The sequence below is a fragment of the Streptomyces sp. NPDC014656 genome (assembly GCF_043084305.1).
Taxonomy (GTDB): Bacteria; Actinomycetota; Actinomycetes; order Streptomycetales; family Streptomycetaceae; genus Streptomyces.
The window spans coordinates 101,791-118,930 of record NZ_JBIBZN010000014.1; the positions used below are offsets into that span (position 1 = coordinate 101,791).

12 protein-coding genes and 1 tRNA gene are annotated in these 17,140 nt (G+C 74.8%); 2 read left to right on the forward strand and 11 right to left on the reverse strand.

Annotated features, from left to right (window positions below; all coding sequences use genetic code 11):
* Nucleotides 1–187: 187 nt before the first annotated feature.
* Nucleotides 188–1,510: a hypothetical protein gene (locus ACF1ED_RS28015; RefSeq protein ID WP_391765054.1), complete on the reverse strand. Its 1,323-nt coding sequence runs from the start codon at nt 1,508–1,510 to the stop codon at nt 188–190.
* Nucleotides 1,511–1,732: 222 nt separating this feature from the next.
* A complete protein-coding gene (locus ACF1ED_RS28020; protein ID WP_391765056.1) occupies nt 1,733–2,242 on the reverse strand; it encodes a SigE family RNA polymerase sigma factor in 510 nt (169 codons plus the stop codon).
* A 169-nt stretch (nt 2,243–2,411) separates the two neighbouring features.
* Here ACF1ED_RS28020 and ACF1ED_RS28025 point away from each other — a divergent pair, with 169 nt between their 5' ends.
* Both ACF1ED_RS28025 and ACF1ED_RS28030 read left to right on the forward strand, forming a co-directional pair.
* Complete coding sequence (locus ACF1ED_RS28025; RefSeq protein ID WP_391765058.1) at nt 2,412–2,795, forward strand: DUF6479 family protein; 384 nt, start codon at nt 2,412–2,414, stop codon at nt 2,793–2,795.
* Nucleotide 2,796: 1 nt separating this feature from the next.
* Nucleotides 2,797–3,570, forward strand: coding sequence for an RNA polymerase subunit sigma-70 (locus tag ACF1ED_RS28030; protein WP_391765060.1), 774 nt, complete (start codon nt 2,797–2,799; stop codon nt 3,568–3,570).
* On the opposite strand, the gene ACF1ED_RS28035 is transcribed toward ACF1ED_RS28030, so the two are convergent.
* The 9 genes from ACF1ED_RS28035 to ACF1ED_RS28075 form a co-directional block, all read right to left on the reverse strand.
* Nucleotides 3,567–4,205, reverse strand: a complete 639-nt coding sequence (locus tag ACF1ED_RS28035; protein WP_391765260.1) for a pyridoxamine 5'-phosphate oxidase family protein — start codon at nt 4,203–4,205, stop codon at nt 3,567–3,569. The two genes, ACF1ED_RS28030 and ACF1ED_RS28035, sit on opposite strands and share 4 nt — an antisense overlap.
* A gap of 154 nt (nt 4,206–4,359) precedes the next feature.
* Nucleotides 4,360–4,433, reverse strand: a tRNA-Thr gene (locus tag ACF1ED_RS28040).
* Between the two features lie 96 nt (nt 4,434–4,529).
* The gene (locus ACF1ED_RS28045) at nt 4,530–6,089 is read right to left on the reverse strand and encodes an alpha/beta hydrolase (RefSeq protein ID WP_391765061.1); all 1,560 of its coding nucleotides are present in this window, start codon (nt 6,087–6,089) and stop codon (nt 4,530–4,532) included.
* A gap of 299 nt (nt 6,090–6,388) precedes the next feature.
* Complete coding sequence (locus tag ACF1ED_RS28050; protein WP_391765063.1) at nt 6,389–7,591, reverse strand: DNA polymerase III subunit delta'; 1,203 nt, start codon at nt 7,589–7,591, stop codon at nt 6,389–6,391.
* Between the two features lie 72 nt (nt 7,592–7,663).
* Complete coding sequence (tmk, locus tag ACF1ED_RS28055; protein WP_391765065.1) at nt 7,664–11,047, reverse strand: dTMP kinase; 3,384 nt, start codon at nt 11,045–11,047, stop codon at nt 7,664–7,666.
* 172 nt (nt 11,048–11,219) lie between these two features.
* The gene (gene topA, locus ACF1ED_RS28060) at nt 11,220–14,048 is read right to left on the reverse strand and encodes a type I DNA topoisomerase (protein ID WP_391765067.1); all 2,829 of its coding nucleotides are present in this window, start codon (nt 14,046–14,048) and stop codon (nt 11,220–11,222) included.
* A 312-nt stretch (nt 14,049–14,360) separates the two neighbouring features.
* A complete protein-coding gene (locus ACF1ED_RS28065) occupies nt 14,361–14,558 on the reverse strand; it encodes a hypothetical protein (protein ID WP_391765069.1) in 198 nt (65 codons plus the stop codon).
* A gap of 183 nt (nt 14,559–14,741) precedes the next feature.
* On the reverse strand, nt 14,742–16,286 hold the full coding sequence (locus tag ACF1ED_RS28070; RefSeq protein WP_391765071.1) for a methyltransferase: 1,545 nt from the start codon (nt 16,284–16,286) through the stop codon (nt 14,742–14,744).
* A gap of 127 nt (nt 16,287–16,413) precedes the next feature.
* Nucleotides 16,414–17,073 carry a small secreted protein gene (locus ACF1ED_RS28075; protein WP_391765073.1) on the reverse strand — a complete coding sequence of 220 codons (660 nt, stop codon included), beginning with the start codon at nt 17,071–17,073 and terminating at the stop codon, nt 16,414–16,416.
* Nucleotides 17,074–17,140: the final 67 nt, after the last annotated feature.

Here is a 17,140-nt window from a genome sequence, read left to right on the forward strand (position 1 = left end):
CACCCCGTTCCCCCGTGGCACGTGACCCCGTCCCCCCGTGGCGCTCGACCTCGCTCCCCCGCAGGACGCCCTCTCGCTCCCCCGTGGCGCACCCCGCTCCCATCCCGTGGCCCGAGGTTCCGCTCCCCGTGGCCGGTGGTTCCGCCCCCGTGGCCCGAGGTTCCGCCCCCCGCGGCCCGTGGTCCCGCTACTTGGCGGGCAGCTTCGCCCACTTGGGGTCGAGGGCGATCGCCTTCAGCTGCGCCATGGTGAGCGCGGGCTCGGCGCGGGTGGCCGCCTCGTGCTGGGCGCCGGTGTTGAAGGCGGAGACGACGACGCGGAAACCGTCCTTCGTCATCGTGTCGGCGGTCCACCAGACGACGCCCTCGCCGCCCTTCTCACCGGGCTGCTGGGTGAGCTTCACCTTGCGGCCGTCGGGCAGGGTGGTGACGTCGCCGGACCCGAAGAGCTGACCGGCGACTTCGTCCATGCCGTACTGGACGTTGATCTGGACGAGGCTCTTGCCCTTGCCGTCGTCGACGACCACGAAGGCGAACTCGCCCTCGCCGCCCTTGTCGACGACCGTGAGCCCCTTGGGCACCAGGGACCGCAGGGTGGCGGGGACGCCGTTGCCGGTGATCTGCGGCGGCGCCTTGCGCACCGTCCCGGGCCGGGCGGCCGCGGTGGGCAGCGGCGGGATCTGCCGGAGCAGCGGCCGCCACGCCTCGGCGGCGACGAGCTCCTTGAGCTGGGTGCCGGTGAAGGGCGGGTTCTCGCGGCTGATCTCGGCGCCCTTCTCGGCAGGCGCGTTGTACTCGCTCGCGTCGATCAGGAAGCCGTCCTTCGTGAGCACCACGGCCCGCCAGTTCTTGGTCTCCTCGCGCTTGTCCGGGTACACGTAGCCCTCGAAGACCATCACCCGGGAGCCGTCCGCGAGCCGCCCCTCGGTGCAGCGGTCGTGGGGGACGTACGCCTTCTCGGGGCAGGTCACCATGTCGACGCCGGCGTCCGGGCCGCGTCCGGCGCGGGAGAGGAAGACGCTGACGGCGGCCTCGCCCTTGCCGTCGTCGTAGATGCCGCTGATGCCCTGGCCGGTGCTGTCGAGGTCGTCGAAGCGCCACTCGCCGGCCGGGGTGTTGGCCTTGAGGACGTCCGCCATCTCGGAGAGGGGGATCTCCGCCATGCCCGGCTTGAGCGAGTCGGAGGCCGGCTCCCCGCTCGGCTCCGCGGTCGGGTCGGCGGTCGGCGACCCGCTGGCCTTGGGGGCCGCCACGGACGCCTTGTCGGCGGGCCCGTCGGGGGAGACGACGGAGCCGGCGTACACGCCGCCCGCGCCGATGGCGGCGAGCGCGATGGCGCCGCCGGTGACGGCGAGGCGGCGGCGGAGCAGCCGTCGGCGGCCCCGGGCGAGCCCGCCGGAGACCAGCCCGGGCCGGCCGTCGAGGCCGAAGCTCTCGCCGGTGGTGCGCAGGGCCGAGCCGAGTTCGTCGGCGAACCCGGCCTCGGGGTCGTGGTGTTCGTTCTGGGACATGACGAGATCACCGTCTCTGCTTCGGAGGGACGAAAGGGAAGGGGGTGCCGTCCGGGCGGCCCGGAGACCGTCGGCGGGTGCTCCGGGGTCCGCGGGCGAGTGTTCCGGAGACCGTCGGCGGACGGTGAGGGGACCGCGGGTGGGGCGGCGGCTCAGCAGGTGGTTCAGCAGGTGGTTCAGCAGGTGGCTCGGCGAGGGCTCAGCGGGAGGCTCAGCGATGGCTCAGCGGGTGGCGAACTCGGCGATGCTGCCGCCGAGTCGCTGCCGCAGCTTGCCGAGCGCCCGCGTGCAGCGGGTGCGGACGGCCGCGGAGCTGGTGTGCAGGGCGTCGGCGGTCTCCTCGACGCTGCGGTCCTCCCAGTAGCGCAGCACCACGACCGCCCGGTCCTTCGGGGGCAGTGCGGCGAGCGCGTCGAGGAGGGCGATCCGCAGCAGCGGGTCGGTGCCGTCGTCCGGGGTGTGGTCGGGCAGTTCGCCCAGCGGGCGCTCGGTGGCGGAGCGCCGCCGCTGGTGGCTGAGGAACGTGCGGACGAGGACGGTCTGGGCGTACGCGGCGGGGTTGCCTATCCGGGCGACCCGCCCCCACAGGGCGTACATCTTGCCCAGCGTCTCCTGCGTGAGGTCCTCGGCGAGGTGCACGTCCCCACTGGTCAGCAGGCAGGCCGAGCGGAACAGCTGACCCGTGCGTGCCGAGGCGAACTCCAGGAACTCGTCCGCGCGGGACGTTCTCATGCCCCTCCTCTTCCTTGCGGTCGCGTGTGGTCACGGGTGGTCGCCCTGTGCGAGCGGCGCGCTCGCCGCGGTGGCGTCCACCCCTTCGACGCGGCGGGGCGGGGGAAATGTTTCACCGAACCCGCCCTCGAACGCGTTCGAAGAAGCGGAATCGGGTAATCCTGTTGGTATGAACACTCTCAGCGCAGAGATCCTGGCCGCTGGAGTCTGGCAGTCAGGTCTCGCACAAGTAGTCGGCGGTCTGGTCCTCGTCGCCATCCTGATCGGTGCCTTCTGGTTCGGTTACCGGGTCCGCACCCGCGAGCCGCGGCCGCCCGAGCCCGAGGAACAGCCGCACCGCCCGGACACCGGCGCGCTCCCCGGCGAGATGTCCGAGTACCGCAGGGGCACGGAGATGCCGCACACCGACGGCGCGCACCGGCTCATGCCGTACCAGCTGAAGGACGGCGGCGGCACCGAGACCTCCCCCACGCCACCGAGCGAGGAGAAGCGCAAGTGGGGCGGCATCTCCAGCGGCGGCTTCGGCAGCGGGGGCCCCGGACACGGCGACTGACATGCACGCCACCCCGCGCGCCCGGCTGCGGGCGATGGCCCTCGGACTGCTCGGCTCCGCCCCCGAGGCGGACCGGGCGGTCCGGACCGCGGAGCGCGCCCTCGCCGCGTACGGCCCCGGCCCCCGGGCGCGCCGGGGTCCCGGCCCGGTCCCCGATCCGGGCCCGCCCCCCGAGGCCGTCCTGGCCCGGGTCTGCCTGGGCCGGCTCCGGGCCCGCGAGGCCCGCCGCACCGATCCGTGGGACCCCTGGTCGGACGCCCCCGGCTCCGCCGGCCCGACGCCGGCGGAGCGGCTCGTCCTGGTCCTCCACGACCGCTTCGGCGTCCCGTACGAAACCCTCGCCCCCGTCCTGGAACGCGCCCCGGCGGCCGTCCGCCAGATCGGGGCCCGCGCGAGGGCCCGGGCCGGGGGCACCGAGTCGATGCCCGCCCCCGACCCGGCCCTCCTCCGCACGGCCGTGGACGCGGTCCTCGCCGCCGCCCGGGAGGGCGACACCGCGGCGCTGTGCGCCCTGCTCGACCCGGACGCGGTGCTGCGCGCCGACACCGGCGCCGTACGCGGCGGGGTGCGGCCCGCCCACGGCGCCCCGGCGGTCGCCCGCGTCCTGGCCGCCCGCGCGGCGGTCGCCCGCCCGGCCCTGGTGGACGGCGCCCCGGGCCTGATCGCCGCCCCGGACGCGGTCTACGTCTTCACCGCCCCCGCCGGCCCGATCACCTCGATCGACGTCCTGGCGGACCCTCCCCACCTCTCCCGCCTGGCGATCGCGGCCTCCTAGACCTCCCGGCCGTCGGCCCTCCGCCCGGCCCGCCCGGCGATGTGCGCGGGCACGGCCGCGGCCAGCTCCGCCGGCAGCGCGGGATCGGGCACCGGCGCGCCGAAGGAGGTCACCACCGGCAGCACCCCCGCCCACAGCCCCAGCTCCGCGTCCTCGGAGTCCCCGTCGTCCGGCGGCCCGCTCCGCGTCTTCACCGACGCCTCGGTGAGGTCCAGCGCGAGCAGCGAGGTGGCCGCCAGCTCCTTGCGGCTCGGCTGCCGCACGTACTCCCACTGCCCCGGGCTGCTCTGCTCGGTCAGCGCCCGCAGCCCCCGCAGCTTCTCCTCCGGGTCGGTCACCAGCTCGGGAACGCCGTAGACCATCGCGCACCGGTAGTTCACCCCGTGCTCGAAGACCGACCGGGCGAGCACCAGCCCGTCCACGTGCGTCACGGTCACGCAGACCGTGCTCCCCGGCGCCCGCACCAGGCTCCGGCTGGCCACCGAGCCGTGCACGTACAGCCGGTCCCCCTCGACCCCGTACGCCGTGGGCACCACCATCGGCACCCCGTCCACGGTCACCCCGAGGTGGCACAGCCACCCGGCCGCCAGCACCGCGTCCAGATCCGCCCGCCGGTGCGAGCCCTTCTCCCGCATCCGCCGCAACCGAGTCCGCTCGGTCACCTCGATCCCGCCCTCGCCCTCGCCCACGCTTCCCCCAACTCCCGAAAGAAGGCCCGAAAACGACTGAAAGCGTCCCGGACAACACGAAACCCCAGGTCAGATTAATCCGACCTGGGGTTCCAGAGTGAGCCGCCTTCGGGATTCGAACCCGAGACCTACGCATTACGAGTGCGTTGCTCTGGCCAACTGAGCTAAGGCGGCGTGCTGCGCGACACCATGGTGGGTGCAGCAGCGTCGCCAAGTCTACACAGTTTCCGTGGGTGCTCCGACCAGGGGCGGAGGGGGTGGGTCCGGGGGCTATGAGCAGCGCTTTCCCCCGGCGGGCGGGGTGCCTTCGAGGAGGTAGGTGTTGATGGCGGTGTCGACGCAGTCGCTGCCGCGGCCGTAGGCCGTGTGGCCGTCGCCCTCGTAGGTGAGGAGGGTGCCGGAGGAGAGCTGGTCCGCGAGGGCCTCGGCCCACTTGTAGGGGGTGGCGGGGTCGCGGGTGGTGCCGACGACGAGGATGGGGGCGGCGCCCTCGGCGGTGATGCGGTGCGGGCGGCCGGTGGCCGGGGCGGGCCAGTAGGTGCAGTTCAGGGCCGCCCAGGCGAGGCCCGTGCCGAAGACCGGGGACGCCTCGTCGAAGGACGGGGCGGCCTGCCGCGCGTCGGCCGGGTCCTGGTAGGCGGGGGGCAGGTCGAGGCAGTTCACGGCGGCGTTGGCGAACATCAGGTTCGCGTACGAGCCGTCCGGCTCCCGCTCGTAGTAGCTGTCGGCGAGGGCGAGCAGCGCCGAGCCCTCGCCGCCGATCGCCCGGGTCAGGGCCTCCCGCAGCTGCGGCCAGGCGCCCTCGTCGTACATGGCCGCGATGACGCCGGTGGTCGCCAGCGACTCGCCGAGCTCGCGGCTCTCGCCGGTGGGGACCGGGGTGGCGTCCGTGGTGCGGAAGAACTCCTTCAGGGCCTCCCCGGCCGCCGCGGCCGACCCGGTGCCGAGCGGGCAGTCGGGCCGGGTGACGCAGTCGGCGGCGAAGGCCCGGAAGGCGGTCTCGAAGCCGGCCGTCTGGTCGCGGTTGAGGTCGAGCGCCGAGAGGGAGGGGTCCATCGCGCCGTCGAGGACGAGCCGGCCGACCCGGCCGGGGAACAGCTCGGCGTAGGTCGCGCCGAGGAAGGTGCCGTACGAGGCGCCGACGTAGTGGAGCCTCGCGTCGCCCAGGACCGCCCGCAGGATGTCCATGTCGCGGGCCGTCTCCACGGTGGAGACGTGCGGCAGGACCGCGCCGGTGCGCTTCCGGCAGCCGGCCGCGAAGCGCTTGAACGAGGCGGCCAGCGCCTCGACCTCCGCCGGGTCGTCCGGGGTCTGGTCGACCTGGGTGTACGCGTCCATCTCCGGGCCCGTCAGGCAGTCGACCGGCTCGCTGCGGCCGACCCCGCGCGGGTCGACGGCCACCATGTCGTAGCGGGCCCGCACCGGCTCGGGGTAGCCGATGCCCGCGTACCCCTGGAGGTAGTCGACGGCCGAGCCGCCCGGCCCGCCCGGGTTCACCAGGAGCGAGCCGATCCGCTCGCCGGGGCCGCTCGCCCGGACCCGGGAGACCGCGAGCCGCACCTCGGGCCCGCCGGGCTTCGCGTAGTCCAGCGGGGCGCGCAGCGTCGCGCACTGGAAGCCGCTGACGCCGCACTCCCGCCAGGTGAGCTTCTGGCCGTAGTACTTCTTCAGCGCCTCCGGCGAGGACGACGGCGAGGCGACCGGCCGCGCCGATCCGGACCCCGGCCCCGCGGGGGCGACGGCGTCGCTCCCGCCCGTGCAGCCGGAGAGGATCAGCCCGGCCGCGGCGAGCGCCGTGGCGGAGATGCGGAGGAAACGCCTGGAGTCCATCCCCGGAGCGTATCCGGACGGGTGCGGAGCGTGTCCAATCGCGGGGCGGGCCGCCGGGCGCCGACCGGGGCGCGGGCGTGCGGTTCCGCCCGGCGACGGCCTGGACGCCGGCGTGCGGTTCCGCGCGGCGGCGACCTAGGCGCGGGCGTGCGGTTCCGCGCGGCGGCGGCCTGGGCACGGGCGTGCGGTTCCGCGCGGCGGCGGCCTGGGCACGGGTGTGGGGTTCCGCCCGGCGGCGGCCCGGGGTGGGGTGCCCGGCGGCGGCCCGGGGCGGGCGGGCCCTCCCCGGCGGCCGGGGGTCAGTCGCGCAGGGCCATCGTCATCGCCTCCACCGCCAGCAGCGGGGCCACGTTCCGCTCCAGGGCCTTGCGGCAGGCGAGGACGGCCTCCACCCGGCGCAGGGTCCGCTCCGGGGTGGTGTCGCGGGCGATCCGCTCCACCGCGTCCCGCACGTCCTCGTTGGCCAGGGCCGAGCGGGTGCCCAGCTGGAGGGTGAGGACGTCCCGGTAGAAGCCGGTCAGGTCGGTGAGGGCGAGGTCCAGGCTGTCGAGCTGGGTGCGCCGGCCGCGGCGCTTCTGCTTGTCCTCCAGCTCCTTCATCATCCCGGCGGTGCCGCGCGGCATCCGCCCGCCCTGGACGGCACCGAGCGCGGCCTTCAGCTCCTCGGTCTCCTTGGTGTCGACCTCCTCGGCGACCTGCTTCGCGTCCTCTGCCGCCGCGTCCACCAGCTCCTGGGCGGCCTTGAGGCAGCCGCCGATGTCCGCCACCCGCAGCGGCAGCTTGAGGACGACGGCGCGGCGGGCGCGGGCCCGCTCGTCCGTGGCGAGCCGCCGGGCCCGGTCGACGTGCCCCTGGGTGGCGCGGGCCGCCGCGTGGGCGGCCTCCGGCTCGATGCCGTCGCGCCGGATCAGCACGTCGGCCACGGCCTCGACCGGCGGGGTGCGCAGGGTCAGGTGGCGGCAGCGGGAGCGGATGGTCGGCAGGACGTCCTCGACGGAGGGGGCGCAGAGCAGCCAGACGGTGCGCGGGGCGGGCTCCTCGACGGCCTTCAGCACGGCGTTGGCCGACTTCTCGTTGAGCCGCTCGGCGTCGGTGACGAGGATGACCTGCCACCGGCCGTTGGCCGGGGAGGTGAAGGACTTGCGGACGGTGTCGCGCATGTCCTTGACGAGGATCTCCGTGCCGACGGCGGAGACCGTCGTGACGTCGGCGTGGGTGCCGACGAGCACCGTGTGGCACCCGGTGCAGAAGCCGCAGCCCGGCGTCCCGCCGAGCGCCCGGTCGGGGCCGACGCACTGGAGGGCCGCGGCGAACGCCCGGGCGGCGTCCACCCGGCCCGCGCCGGGCGGGCCGGTGAAGAGCCAGGCGTGCGTCATCTTCGACGCCTCGGGGCCGGGCTCGCCCGCGGCCTGGGCGGTGACGAGCGCGTCGGCGTCCCGCGCGGCGGCCTCGAGCTGCTCCTCGACCCGCTCCTGTCCGACCAGGTCGTCCCATACGGCCATGTCTGCCCCTCCTGAAGGTACGTCCTCCATTGTGGGGCAGGGGACCGACAGCCCGGCCCGGGCCGGGCCGCCTCAGCGGCGCCGGCGGCGCCCGTCCCCCCGGTCGTCCCCGTCGTCGTCGCCGTCGTATCCGCCGAACAGCTCGTCCGCGAGGGTCGGCAGGTCGTCCAGCGGGGTCTCCTCGGCCCAGTCCGAGCGGCGGCGCGGCCGGCCCTGCTCGTCGAGCTGCGGCAGCTCGCGTGTGGCGTCGTTCGCCCCGGTGCCGCCTGCCTCCGGCCCGTCCTGGCCCGGCCGCCCGTCCCGGTCCGACCGGCTGTCCCGGTCCGACCGCTCGTCCCGCTCGTCCCGGAAGAAGTCCTGCGGCACCCGGTCCACCGGATCGGCCCGCCGCGCGCCCTTCACCGGCGGCAGCACGGCGGTCTCGTCCACGGCGGCGTCCCGGACGGACGGCAGCACGGCCGTCTCGTCGGCGGCGCGGTCGCGGACCTGCGGCAGGACCGTCGTCTCGGCCTCGGGACGGCGCGGGTCCTCCGGGCGGACGACCGGGGTCGGCACGGTGACCTCGTTCGGCGAGACGGTCGGATCGCCGCCGCCCGCCGCCGGAGCCGTACCGGAGCCCCCGGACGCACCGGACGGGCCGGAGTCCTTGCCGAGCTTCACGACCGGCGTCTGGACCGTGACCTCGTTCGCCGACTCCTCGGCGGCCCTCCGTTCGGCGGCGGCGCGCCGTTCCGCGGCCGCGCGCTCCGCCGCGGCCCGTTCGGCGGCGGCCTTCCTCGCGGCCTCCTCGGCGGCCTCGGCGGCGGCCTTCTCCGCCGCGGCCCTCGCGGCCTCCTCGGCCGCCTTGGCCTCGGCGGCCGCGGCCGCCAGACGGCGGGCCTCCTCCGCGCGGAGCAGGGCCTCCTCCGCCTTGCGCTGCTTCTCCTGGCGGAGCGCCTCGGCCTCGGCCCGGAGGCGGGCCTCCTCCTCGGCCTGCTTGCGGAGTCGTTCCTGCTCCTCGCGGCGGGCCTTCTCCTCTGCGGCGAGGCGGCGGGCCTCCTCCTCGGCGGCGATCCGGGCCTCCTCGGCCTTGCGCCGGGCCTCCTCCGCCTGCCGCTCGGCCTCCAGCCGGCGCGCCTCTTCCTCCTCGCGCCGCTTGCGCTCCTCCTCCTCGGCGCGCAGCTTGGCGAGCTGCGCCTGGCGCTCGCGCTCCAGGCGCTCCTCCTCGGCCTTGCGGGCGGCCTCCTCCTCGGCCTTGCGCCGCGCCTCCTCCTCGGCCTTCCGGCGGGCCTCCTCGGCGGCCTTCACCTCGGCCTCGGAGAGGGGCAGCATCCGGTCGAGCCGGTGGCGCACGACCGTGGTGACGGCCTCGGGCTCCTGCCCGGCGTCGACGACGAGGTAGCGCGAGGGGTCGGCGGCGGCGAGGGCGAGGAAACCGGCCCGCACGCGCGCGTGGAACTCCGGCGGCTCCGACTCCAGCCGGTCCGGCGCCTCGGTGAAGCGCTCCCGGGCGGTCTCCGGGGAGACGTCGAGGAGGACGGTCAGGTTCGGCACGAGGCCGCCGGTCGCCCAGCGGGAGATGCGGGCGATCTCGGTCGGCGAGAGGTCGCGGCCGGCGCCCTGGTAGGCGACGGACGAGTCGATGTACCGGTCGCTGAGGACGACGGCGCCCCGCTCCAGGGCGGGCCGGACCAGGGAGTCGACGTGCTCGGCGCGGTCGGCGGCGTACAGCAGGGCCTCGGCGCGGTTCGAGAGCCCGGCCGAGGAGACGTCGAGCAGGATCGAGCGGAGCCGCTTGCCGATGGGGGTGGCGCCGGGCTCGCGGGTGACGACGACCTCGTGGCCCTTGGCGCGGATCCAGTCGGCGAGCGCCTGGACCTGGGTGGACTTGCCGGCGCCGTCGCCGCCCTCCAGGGCGATGAAGAAGCCGGTGGCGGCCGGGGCCTGGGCGGGGTCGGCGCCGCGCAGTGCGTCGCGCAGGTCGCGGCGGAGCGGGACGCCCGCCCGGTCGTCTGCCCTGGCGAGGACGAGCGCGGCGACGGGCAGCAGCAGCGCGCCGACGAGCACGAGGGTGAAGGCGGCGCCGCCGTGGTCGAAGACGAAGGACCCCGAGCCGGAGACGAAGCGGTGCGGGCCGATCGCGGCGGCGAGCAGCGGCGCGGCGAGCGCGCCCACGGCGATGCCCACGCGCGCGGTGGCCTGGAGGTGCGCGGTGGTGCGTTCCCGGCGCGGTTCCTCGGTCTCCTGGTCGATGAGGACGTGCCCGGTGTTGGCGGCGACGCCGGCCGTGTACCCGGCGAGGGCGGCGAGCAGGAGCACGGTCGCGGTGTCGGGCACGAGGCCGACGGCGATCAGGGCGATGCCGGTGACGGCGACGGCGAGGGCGAGCAGCCGGCGCCGGGAGAGCACCGGCAGCACGGAGCGGGCGGTGCGGATGCCGACGGCGGTGGCGCCGCTGAGCGCGAGCACCAGCAGGGCGTAGGTGACGGGGCCGCCGCCGAGGTCGAAGGCGTGGAGCGCGGCGAGCGAGGCGGCGGCGCCGATGGCGCCGGCGACGGTGGCGCAGGCCAGGACGAGCAGCGGTACGGCTCCGGTGCGGCCCTTGTCGGCGGCGGGGCGGCGCAGCCCCTCCAGCGGCGAGCGGGGGCGCGGGGTCCGTCCGCCGGGCAGGGTCATCGCGGCGAGGACGCTGACGGAGGCGGCGAAGAGGCCGGCGGCGAGGTAGGAGCCGAGGGCGGCCTGGTGGAGCGAGAACCAGTCGATGCCGGAGCCGAGCAGGTTGCCGACGAGGGTGGCGGCGAGCAGGAGGGCGGCGGCGGCCGGGACGGCGAGGAAGGCGGTGCGCTGGTTGAGCGTGCGCAGGGCGCCGAGGTGGTCGGGGAGGGGGCGCACGGCGTCGCCCTCGACGGGCGCGGCGGGCAGCAGCGCGGGGGCGGCGCCGTCGCGGCAGACGGTCCAGAGGCGTTCGGCGGCGCCGGTGAGGAAGACCGTGCCGAGCAGGAACCACAGGGCGTTGTCGGGGGTCCAGTCGATCCACAGGGGCGCGACGACGAGCAGCGCGATCCGCAGTCCGTCGGCGCCGAGCATGGTCCACCGCCGGTCGAGGGCGGCGCCGGGCGCGGTCAGGGTGGTGAGGGGGCCGAGCAGGACGGCGCCGAAGAGGACGGTGGCGAGCAGCCGGGCGCCGACGACGGCGGCCACGGCGAAGGCGGGCCCCCGCCCTCCGCCGCCGAACGCGCCCTCGGCGAGCGCGGCCTGGAGGCCGAGCAGGACGAGGACGAGGAGGGCGAGCGCGTCGCCCACCCCGCCGACGGCCTGGGCGCTCCACAGCCGGCGCAGCGGCTGGTGGCGGACGAGGGCCCGTACGGCGCGCTCCCGGGAATCCGCGACGAGGGCCGCGTCGAAGACGGGGGCGGCGCCGGGGGCGGGTGCGGCTTCGGAGTCGCCCAGAAGCTCTGGCTGCTCTGCTCGCGTCATCCGTCCACCCTATCCGGACGGCCTGGCTCACCGGGCCCACAGTCGAACATATGGAGGAAGGGCGGGAGCACCGGCTCCCGCCCTTCCTCACGACCCGACCGTCCGGACGGCTCCGGCCCTCTCCGGACCGGTCCGACCCGCTCCGCTCCGATCCGGTCCGATCCGCTCCGGACTACTCCGGCTTGGCCGCCGCGGTCTTCTTCGCGGCGGCGGTCGTCTTCTTCGCCGCAGCCGCCGTCGTGGTCTTCTTCGCCGCGGTCTTCTTGGCCACCGTCGTCTTCTTCGCGGCCGTCTTCTTGGCCGCGGCCTTCTTCGCCGGGGCCTTCTTGGCGGTCTTCTTGGCCGGGGCCTTGGCGCGCTTCTCGGCGAGCAGCTCGTAGCCGCGCTCGGGCGTGATCGTCTCGACGCTGTCGCCGGTGCGCAGGGTCGCGTTGGTCTCGCCGTCGGTGACGTACGGGCCGAAGCGGCCGTCCTTGACGACCACGGGCTTCTCGCTGACGGGGTCGGTGCCGAGCTCCTTCAGCGGCGGCTTGGCGGCGGCCCGGCCACGCTGCTTGGGCTGGGCGTAGATCGCCAGCGCCTCCTCCAGCGTGATGGAGAAGAGCTGGTCCTCGCTGGTCAGCGACCGCGAGTCGGTGCCCTTCTTGAGGTACGGGCCGTACCGGCCGTTCTGCGCGGTGATCTCGACGCCCTCGGCGTCGGCGCCGACCACGCGCGGCAGCGACATCAGCTGGAGGGCCTCCTCCAGGGTGACGGTGTCCAGGGACATCGTCTTGAAGAGGGAGGCGGTGCGCGGCTTGACCGCGTTCTTGCCGGTCTTCGGGGTGCCCTCGGGGAGGATCTCGGTGACGTACGGGCCGTAGCGGCCGGCCTTGGCGACGATCTGGTGGCCGCTGACCGGGTCGGTGCCCAGCTCGAAGTCGCCGCTCGGCTTGGCGAGCAGCTCCTCCGCGTACTCCACGGTGAGCTCGTCGGGCGCGAGGTCGTCGGGGACGTCGGCCTTCTGGTAGCCCTCCTGCTCCCGCTCGCCGCGCTCGACGTAGGCGCCGTAGCGGCCGACGCGGAGCACGATGCCGTCGCCGACGGGGAAGGAGGAGATCTCCCGGGCGTCGATGGCGCCGAGGTCGGTGACGAGCTCCTTGAGGCCGCCGAGGTGGTCGCCGTCGCCGTTCCCGGCGTCGGCGGCGCCGCCCATCGCGGCCTCGCCCTCGCCGAAGTAGAAGCGCTTCAGCCACGGCACGGACTGGGCCTCGCCGCGGGCGATGCGGTCGAGGTCGTCCTCCATGCGGGCGGTGAAGTCGTAGTCGACGAGCCGGCCGAAGTGCTTCTCCAGCAGGTTGACCACGGCGAAGGAGAGGAAGGACGGCACGAGGGCCGTGCCCTTCTTGAAGACGTAGCCGCGGTCGAGGATGGTGCCGATGATCGAGGCGTACGTCGACGGGCGGCCGATCTCGCGCTCTTCCAGCTCCTTGACCAGGGTGGCCTCGGTGTAGCGGGCGGGCGGCTTGGTGGCGTGGCCGTCGGCGGTGATCTCCTCGGCGGAGAGCGCGTCGCCCTCGGCGACCTGCGGGAGGCGCCGCTCGCGGTCGTCGAGCTCCGCGTTCGGGTCGTCGGCGCCCTCCACGTAGGCCTTCATGAAGCCGTGGAAGGTGATCGTCTTGCCAGAGGCCGAGAACTCGGCGTCGCGGCCGTCGGCGGAGGTGCCGCCGATCTTGACGGTGACCGAGTTGCCGGTGGCGTCCTTCATCTGGGAAGCGACGGTCCGCTTCCAGATGAGCTCGTAGAGCTTGAACTGGTCGCCGGTCAGACCGGTCTCGGCCGGGGTGCGGAAACGATCGCCCGAGGGGCGGATCGCCTCGTGCGCCTCCTGCGCGTTCTTGACCTTGCCGGCGTAGACGCGCGGCTTCTCCGGCAGGTAGTCGGCGCCGTACAGCTGCGTCACCTGGGCGCGGGCGGCGGTCACGGCGGTGTCGGAGAGCACGGTGGAGTCCGTACGCATGTAGGTGATGAAGCCGTTCTCGTACAGCTTCTGCGCCACCTGCATGGTCGCCTTGGCACCGAAGCCGAGCTTGCGGCTGGCCTCCTGCTGGAGGGTGGTGGTGCGGAAGGGCGCGTACGGGGAGCGGCGGTACGGCTTCGACTCGACCGAGCGGACCGAGAAGCGGGTGTCGGCGAGGGCGGCAGCGAGCGCGCGGGCGTTCGCCTCGTCGAGGTGGAGCACCGCCTCGCTCTTCAGCCGGCCGTCGGCGCCGAAGTCACGGCCCTGTGCGACGCGCTTGCCGTCGACCGCCGCGAGGCGCGCGACCAGCGTGGACGGGTCGGAGGCGTCGCCGGCGCGGCCGGTGGAGAAGGTGCCGGTGAGGTCCCAGTACTCGGCGGAGCGGAAGGCGATGCGCTCGCGCTCGCGCTCGACGACGAGCCGGGTGGCGACGGACTGCACGCGGCCCGCCGACAGCTTCGGCATGACCTTCTTCCACAGGACCGGCGAGACCTCGTAGCCGTACAGCCGGTCGAGGATGCGACGGGTCTCCTGGGCGTCAACCATGCGCTGGTTGAGCTCGCGCGGGTTGGCGACGGCCTCGCGGATCGCGTCCTTGGTGATCTCGTGGAAGACCATCCGGTGGACGGGGACCTTGGGCTTGAGGACTTCCTGGAGGTGCCACGCGATGGCCTCGCCCTCGCGGTCCTCATCGGTGGCGAGGAAGAGCTCGTCGGACTCGGCCAGCAGGTCCTTGAGCTTCTTGACCTGCGCCTTCTTGTCCGCGTTGACGACGTAGATCGGCTGGAAGTCGTGCTCGACGTCGACGCCGAGGCGGCGGACCTCTCCGGTGTACTTCTCCGGCACCTCGGCGGCGCCGCTGGGGAGGTCACGGATGTGCCCGACACTCGCCTCGACCACGTAGCCGGGGCCGAGGTAGCCCTTGATCGTCTTCGCCTTGGCAGGCGACTCGACGATGACGAGTCGGCGGCCGCCGTGTGCGGTCTCGCTGGTCGGGGACAACTTCGCTCTTCTCTCCGGTCGACACTCTCCAGGCCCGGTGCGGGCCCGTGCGGCCCAGGGCTGGCCTGTACGGCGCTGGCGGCGCCACCGCAGCGCCGGTACGACGCTGGGCGCGCACGGCAACGCCACGGACGGTGACGCTCCCGTCGCTGCGGAGTGTGACGGTACAACCCGCCCCCGTGTCAAACAGGGAAAGCCCGCAACGGCCACTCGAACGGTAACCCGACTCCTGCCCTTCCTGCCGCCCGGACTGCCGGACCGGCGGGGCGGCCGGGTGTGGAGCGCGTCTCAGCGGGCGGCGCGGGCGGCGGTTCAGAGGCGGCCGAAGCACCAGACGCCGAGGGCGAGGAAGGCCGCCCCGGCCAGGCCCCCGAAGACGGCGGCGGCCCGGGGCGCGACGCCGAGCGCGACGGGCTCGCCGTGCCGGACGCGGACCGTGGTCCACAGCAGCAGCGCGCCTCCGAACAGCGCGAACGCCGTCCCCGCGAAGATCGCCGGCCCGCTCTCCATGCCCGTACCCGCTTCCCGTCCCGGCGCCGTACCCGCTCGGTGTGTCTCTCCCCGAGGTGTCCTCAGAGGGAGGCTGACAGCTTCCGGCGTCAGGGACGCGAATTCCGGGTGAACGACGCGGGCCGGGCCGTCCGGTTTCACGAAGATGGCCGGTAGTGCCCCACTACTCCGTCACCCTCCTCCTTACTTCTCCTCCGCCGGAAGCAGGGACTCCGGGGTGAGGAAGCCCTCCTCGACGAGGAGGCGGATGGCCTGCGGGGTGCGGTCCCGCAGCAGCACCGGGTCCTCGCCCATGAGCTGGGCGATCGCGTCGAGGATCCGGCCGGCGCTGAGGGAGCCGTCGCAGACGCCCGCGAAGCCCGCGCCCACGTGGTCGACCCGGGTGGCGCGGCGCATGCCCCGGTTCTGCCGGAGGACGACGTGCTCGGGGTCCTCCGCGCCGGGCAGCCCGACCTGCTCCTGGACCACCTCGGGGGCGAGGGTGAAGCTGTCCGCGAGCAGCGCGGCGTCGTCACGGGTCCGCAGGTAGTCCTGGCGCTCGAAGTGGGCGCGGACGGCCGGGCCGAGCGGCTGCTCCACGGGGTGCGGCCACTCCTCGATCACGATCGACGGCTCGGCCTCGCCCGCGGCCACCGCCGGATCGCGCCGCAGGGTGATCCAGCCGAAGCCGATCGACCGGGTCCCGCTCGCCTCGAAGGCGTCCAGCCAGCGGTCGTACGCCGCCCGGTACGCCTCGGGGTCGCCCCGGTGGTCGCCGGCGTCCCGCAGCCACAGCTCGGTGTACTGGGTGACGTCCTGCACCTCGCGCTGGACGATCCAGGCGTCGCAGCCGCGCGGCACCCAGGAGCGCAGCCGGTCCTGCCACTCCTCGCCGTCGACGTGCTGCCAGTTGGCGAGGAACTGCGCGTACCCGCCGTCGTTCAGCCGCTCGCCGGCCTGCTGGACGAGGGTGCGGCACAGGTCGTCGCCGCCCATCCCGCCGTCCCGGTAGGTGAGTCCGGAGCCGGGGGAGATCACGAACGGCGGGTTGGAGACGATCAGGTCGTACGTGTCGCCGTCCACCGGCTCGTACAGCGAGCCCTCCAGGAGCTCGGCCTCGCGGGCCCCGGAGAGGGCGAGCGTCAGCCGGGTGAAGTCCAGCGCCCGCGGGTTGAGGTCGGTGGCGGTGACCAGGGTGGCGTGCCGGGCGGCGTGCAGGGCCTGGATGCCGGAGCCGGTGCCGAGGTCGAGCGCGGTGGCGACCGGCGTGCGGACGGTGATGCCCGCGAGGGTGGTGGAGGCGCCCCCGACGCCGAGGACGACCCCCTCCTCCTTGCTGCCGATGCCGCCGGCGCCGCCGACGGCGCAGCCCAGGTCGGAGACGATGAACCAGTCCTCGCCGTCCGGGCCGCCGTACGGCCGCACGTCGACGGTCGCGCGCACGGCGCCGTCCTCCCGGACCACCCAGCCGTCGGCCAGGGCCTCCTCCAGCGGGAGCGCGGCGGCGGCCGGGCCGGACGCGACGGCCTCCTGGAGCAGGAAGAGCCGGACGAGGGTCTCCAGCGGCGAGTCGCCGCGGGTGGCGCGCAGGGCGGGCACGGTCTCGCTGCGGGCGAGTGCCGCGTAGGCGGGGGCGCCGAGCAGGTCGAGCAGGCCGTCGGCGGTGAAGTCCGCGGCGAGCAGGGCCTCGCGCAGTCGGGCGGCGTGCGCGGGCACCGGGAGGCTGGTGGTCAGGCTGGTCGTACTCACGGGTTCCATTGTGACGGCCGCCGCCGACAACCCGGTCACCGACAGCCCGACGGCGCGGGACGGCGCGACGGCGGGACGGCCGGCCCGGGAACGACCCGGGCCGGCCGGGGGAACACCTGTGCGGGGGTTACGACTCCGAGGAGGCGGAGGCGGATGCCTTGGCCTTCGGCGAGGCGGAGGTGGTGGGCGTGGCCGTGGCGCCCGCCTTCGGGGAGGCGGATCCGGTCGGCGTCCTCGGGACCGACGGGGTCGGCTTCTGGCAGCCCGGCTGCTTGGCCATGGCCTGGCCCAGCTCGCCGTTCTCCAGGTTGGCCAGCGCGTTCTGGTCCATCTTCTCGATCTTGGTGAGGCCGTCGGCGACGTCCTTCAGCCCCTCGGCGAACTTCTGCTGGTTCGTCGGGTCGAGCGCGTCGACCTGCTTCTTCAGCCCGTCGTAGGCGACGGCGGTCGCGTTGAGCTCCGCGATGACGTCCTTCTGGACCTTCTCGCCGTTCTCGATCGGCGGGACGCCGGCGGTCTCGACCGCCTTGGCCAGCGCCCGGTCCGCGTCCGCGATGTCCTTGAAGGCCTTGGAGTCCGCGGCCTGGATCTCCGCCGGACGGCTGTCGGCCGCGGTCGAGATGATGATCTGGTGGGCGTCGGCCCGCTTCTGGATCTGCGGCTTCGCCTGGTCGCAGAACGACTTGGCCCAGTCGTTGGCCTTGTCGCCCTCGTCCTCGCTGCAGCCGGACAGCACGAGCACCAGTACCGCACCGCCGGACAGCGCTGCCGCAAGCTTCTTGTTCACCGGATCGGTCCCTTCCAAGACTCTCGGCCCCGGAACATACACGCCGCGCGGGCGACTTCCACCTTTC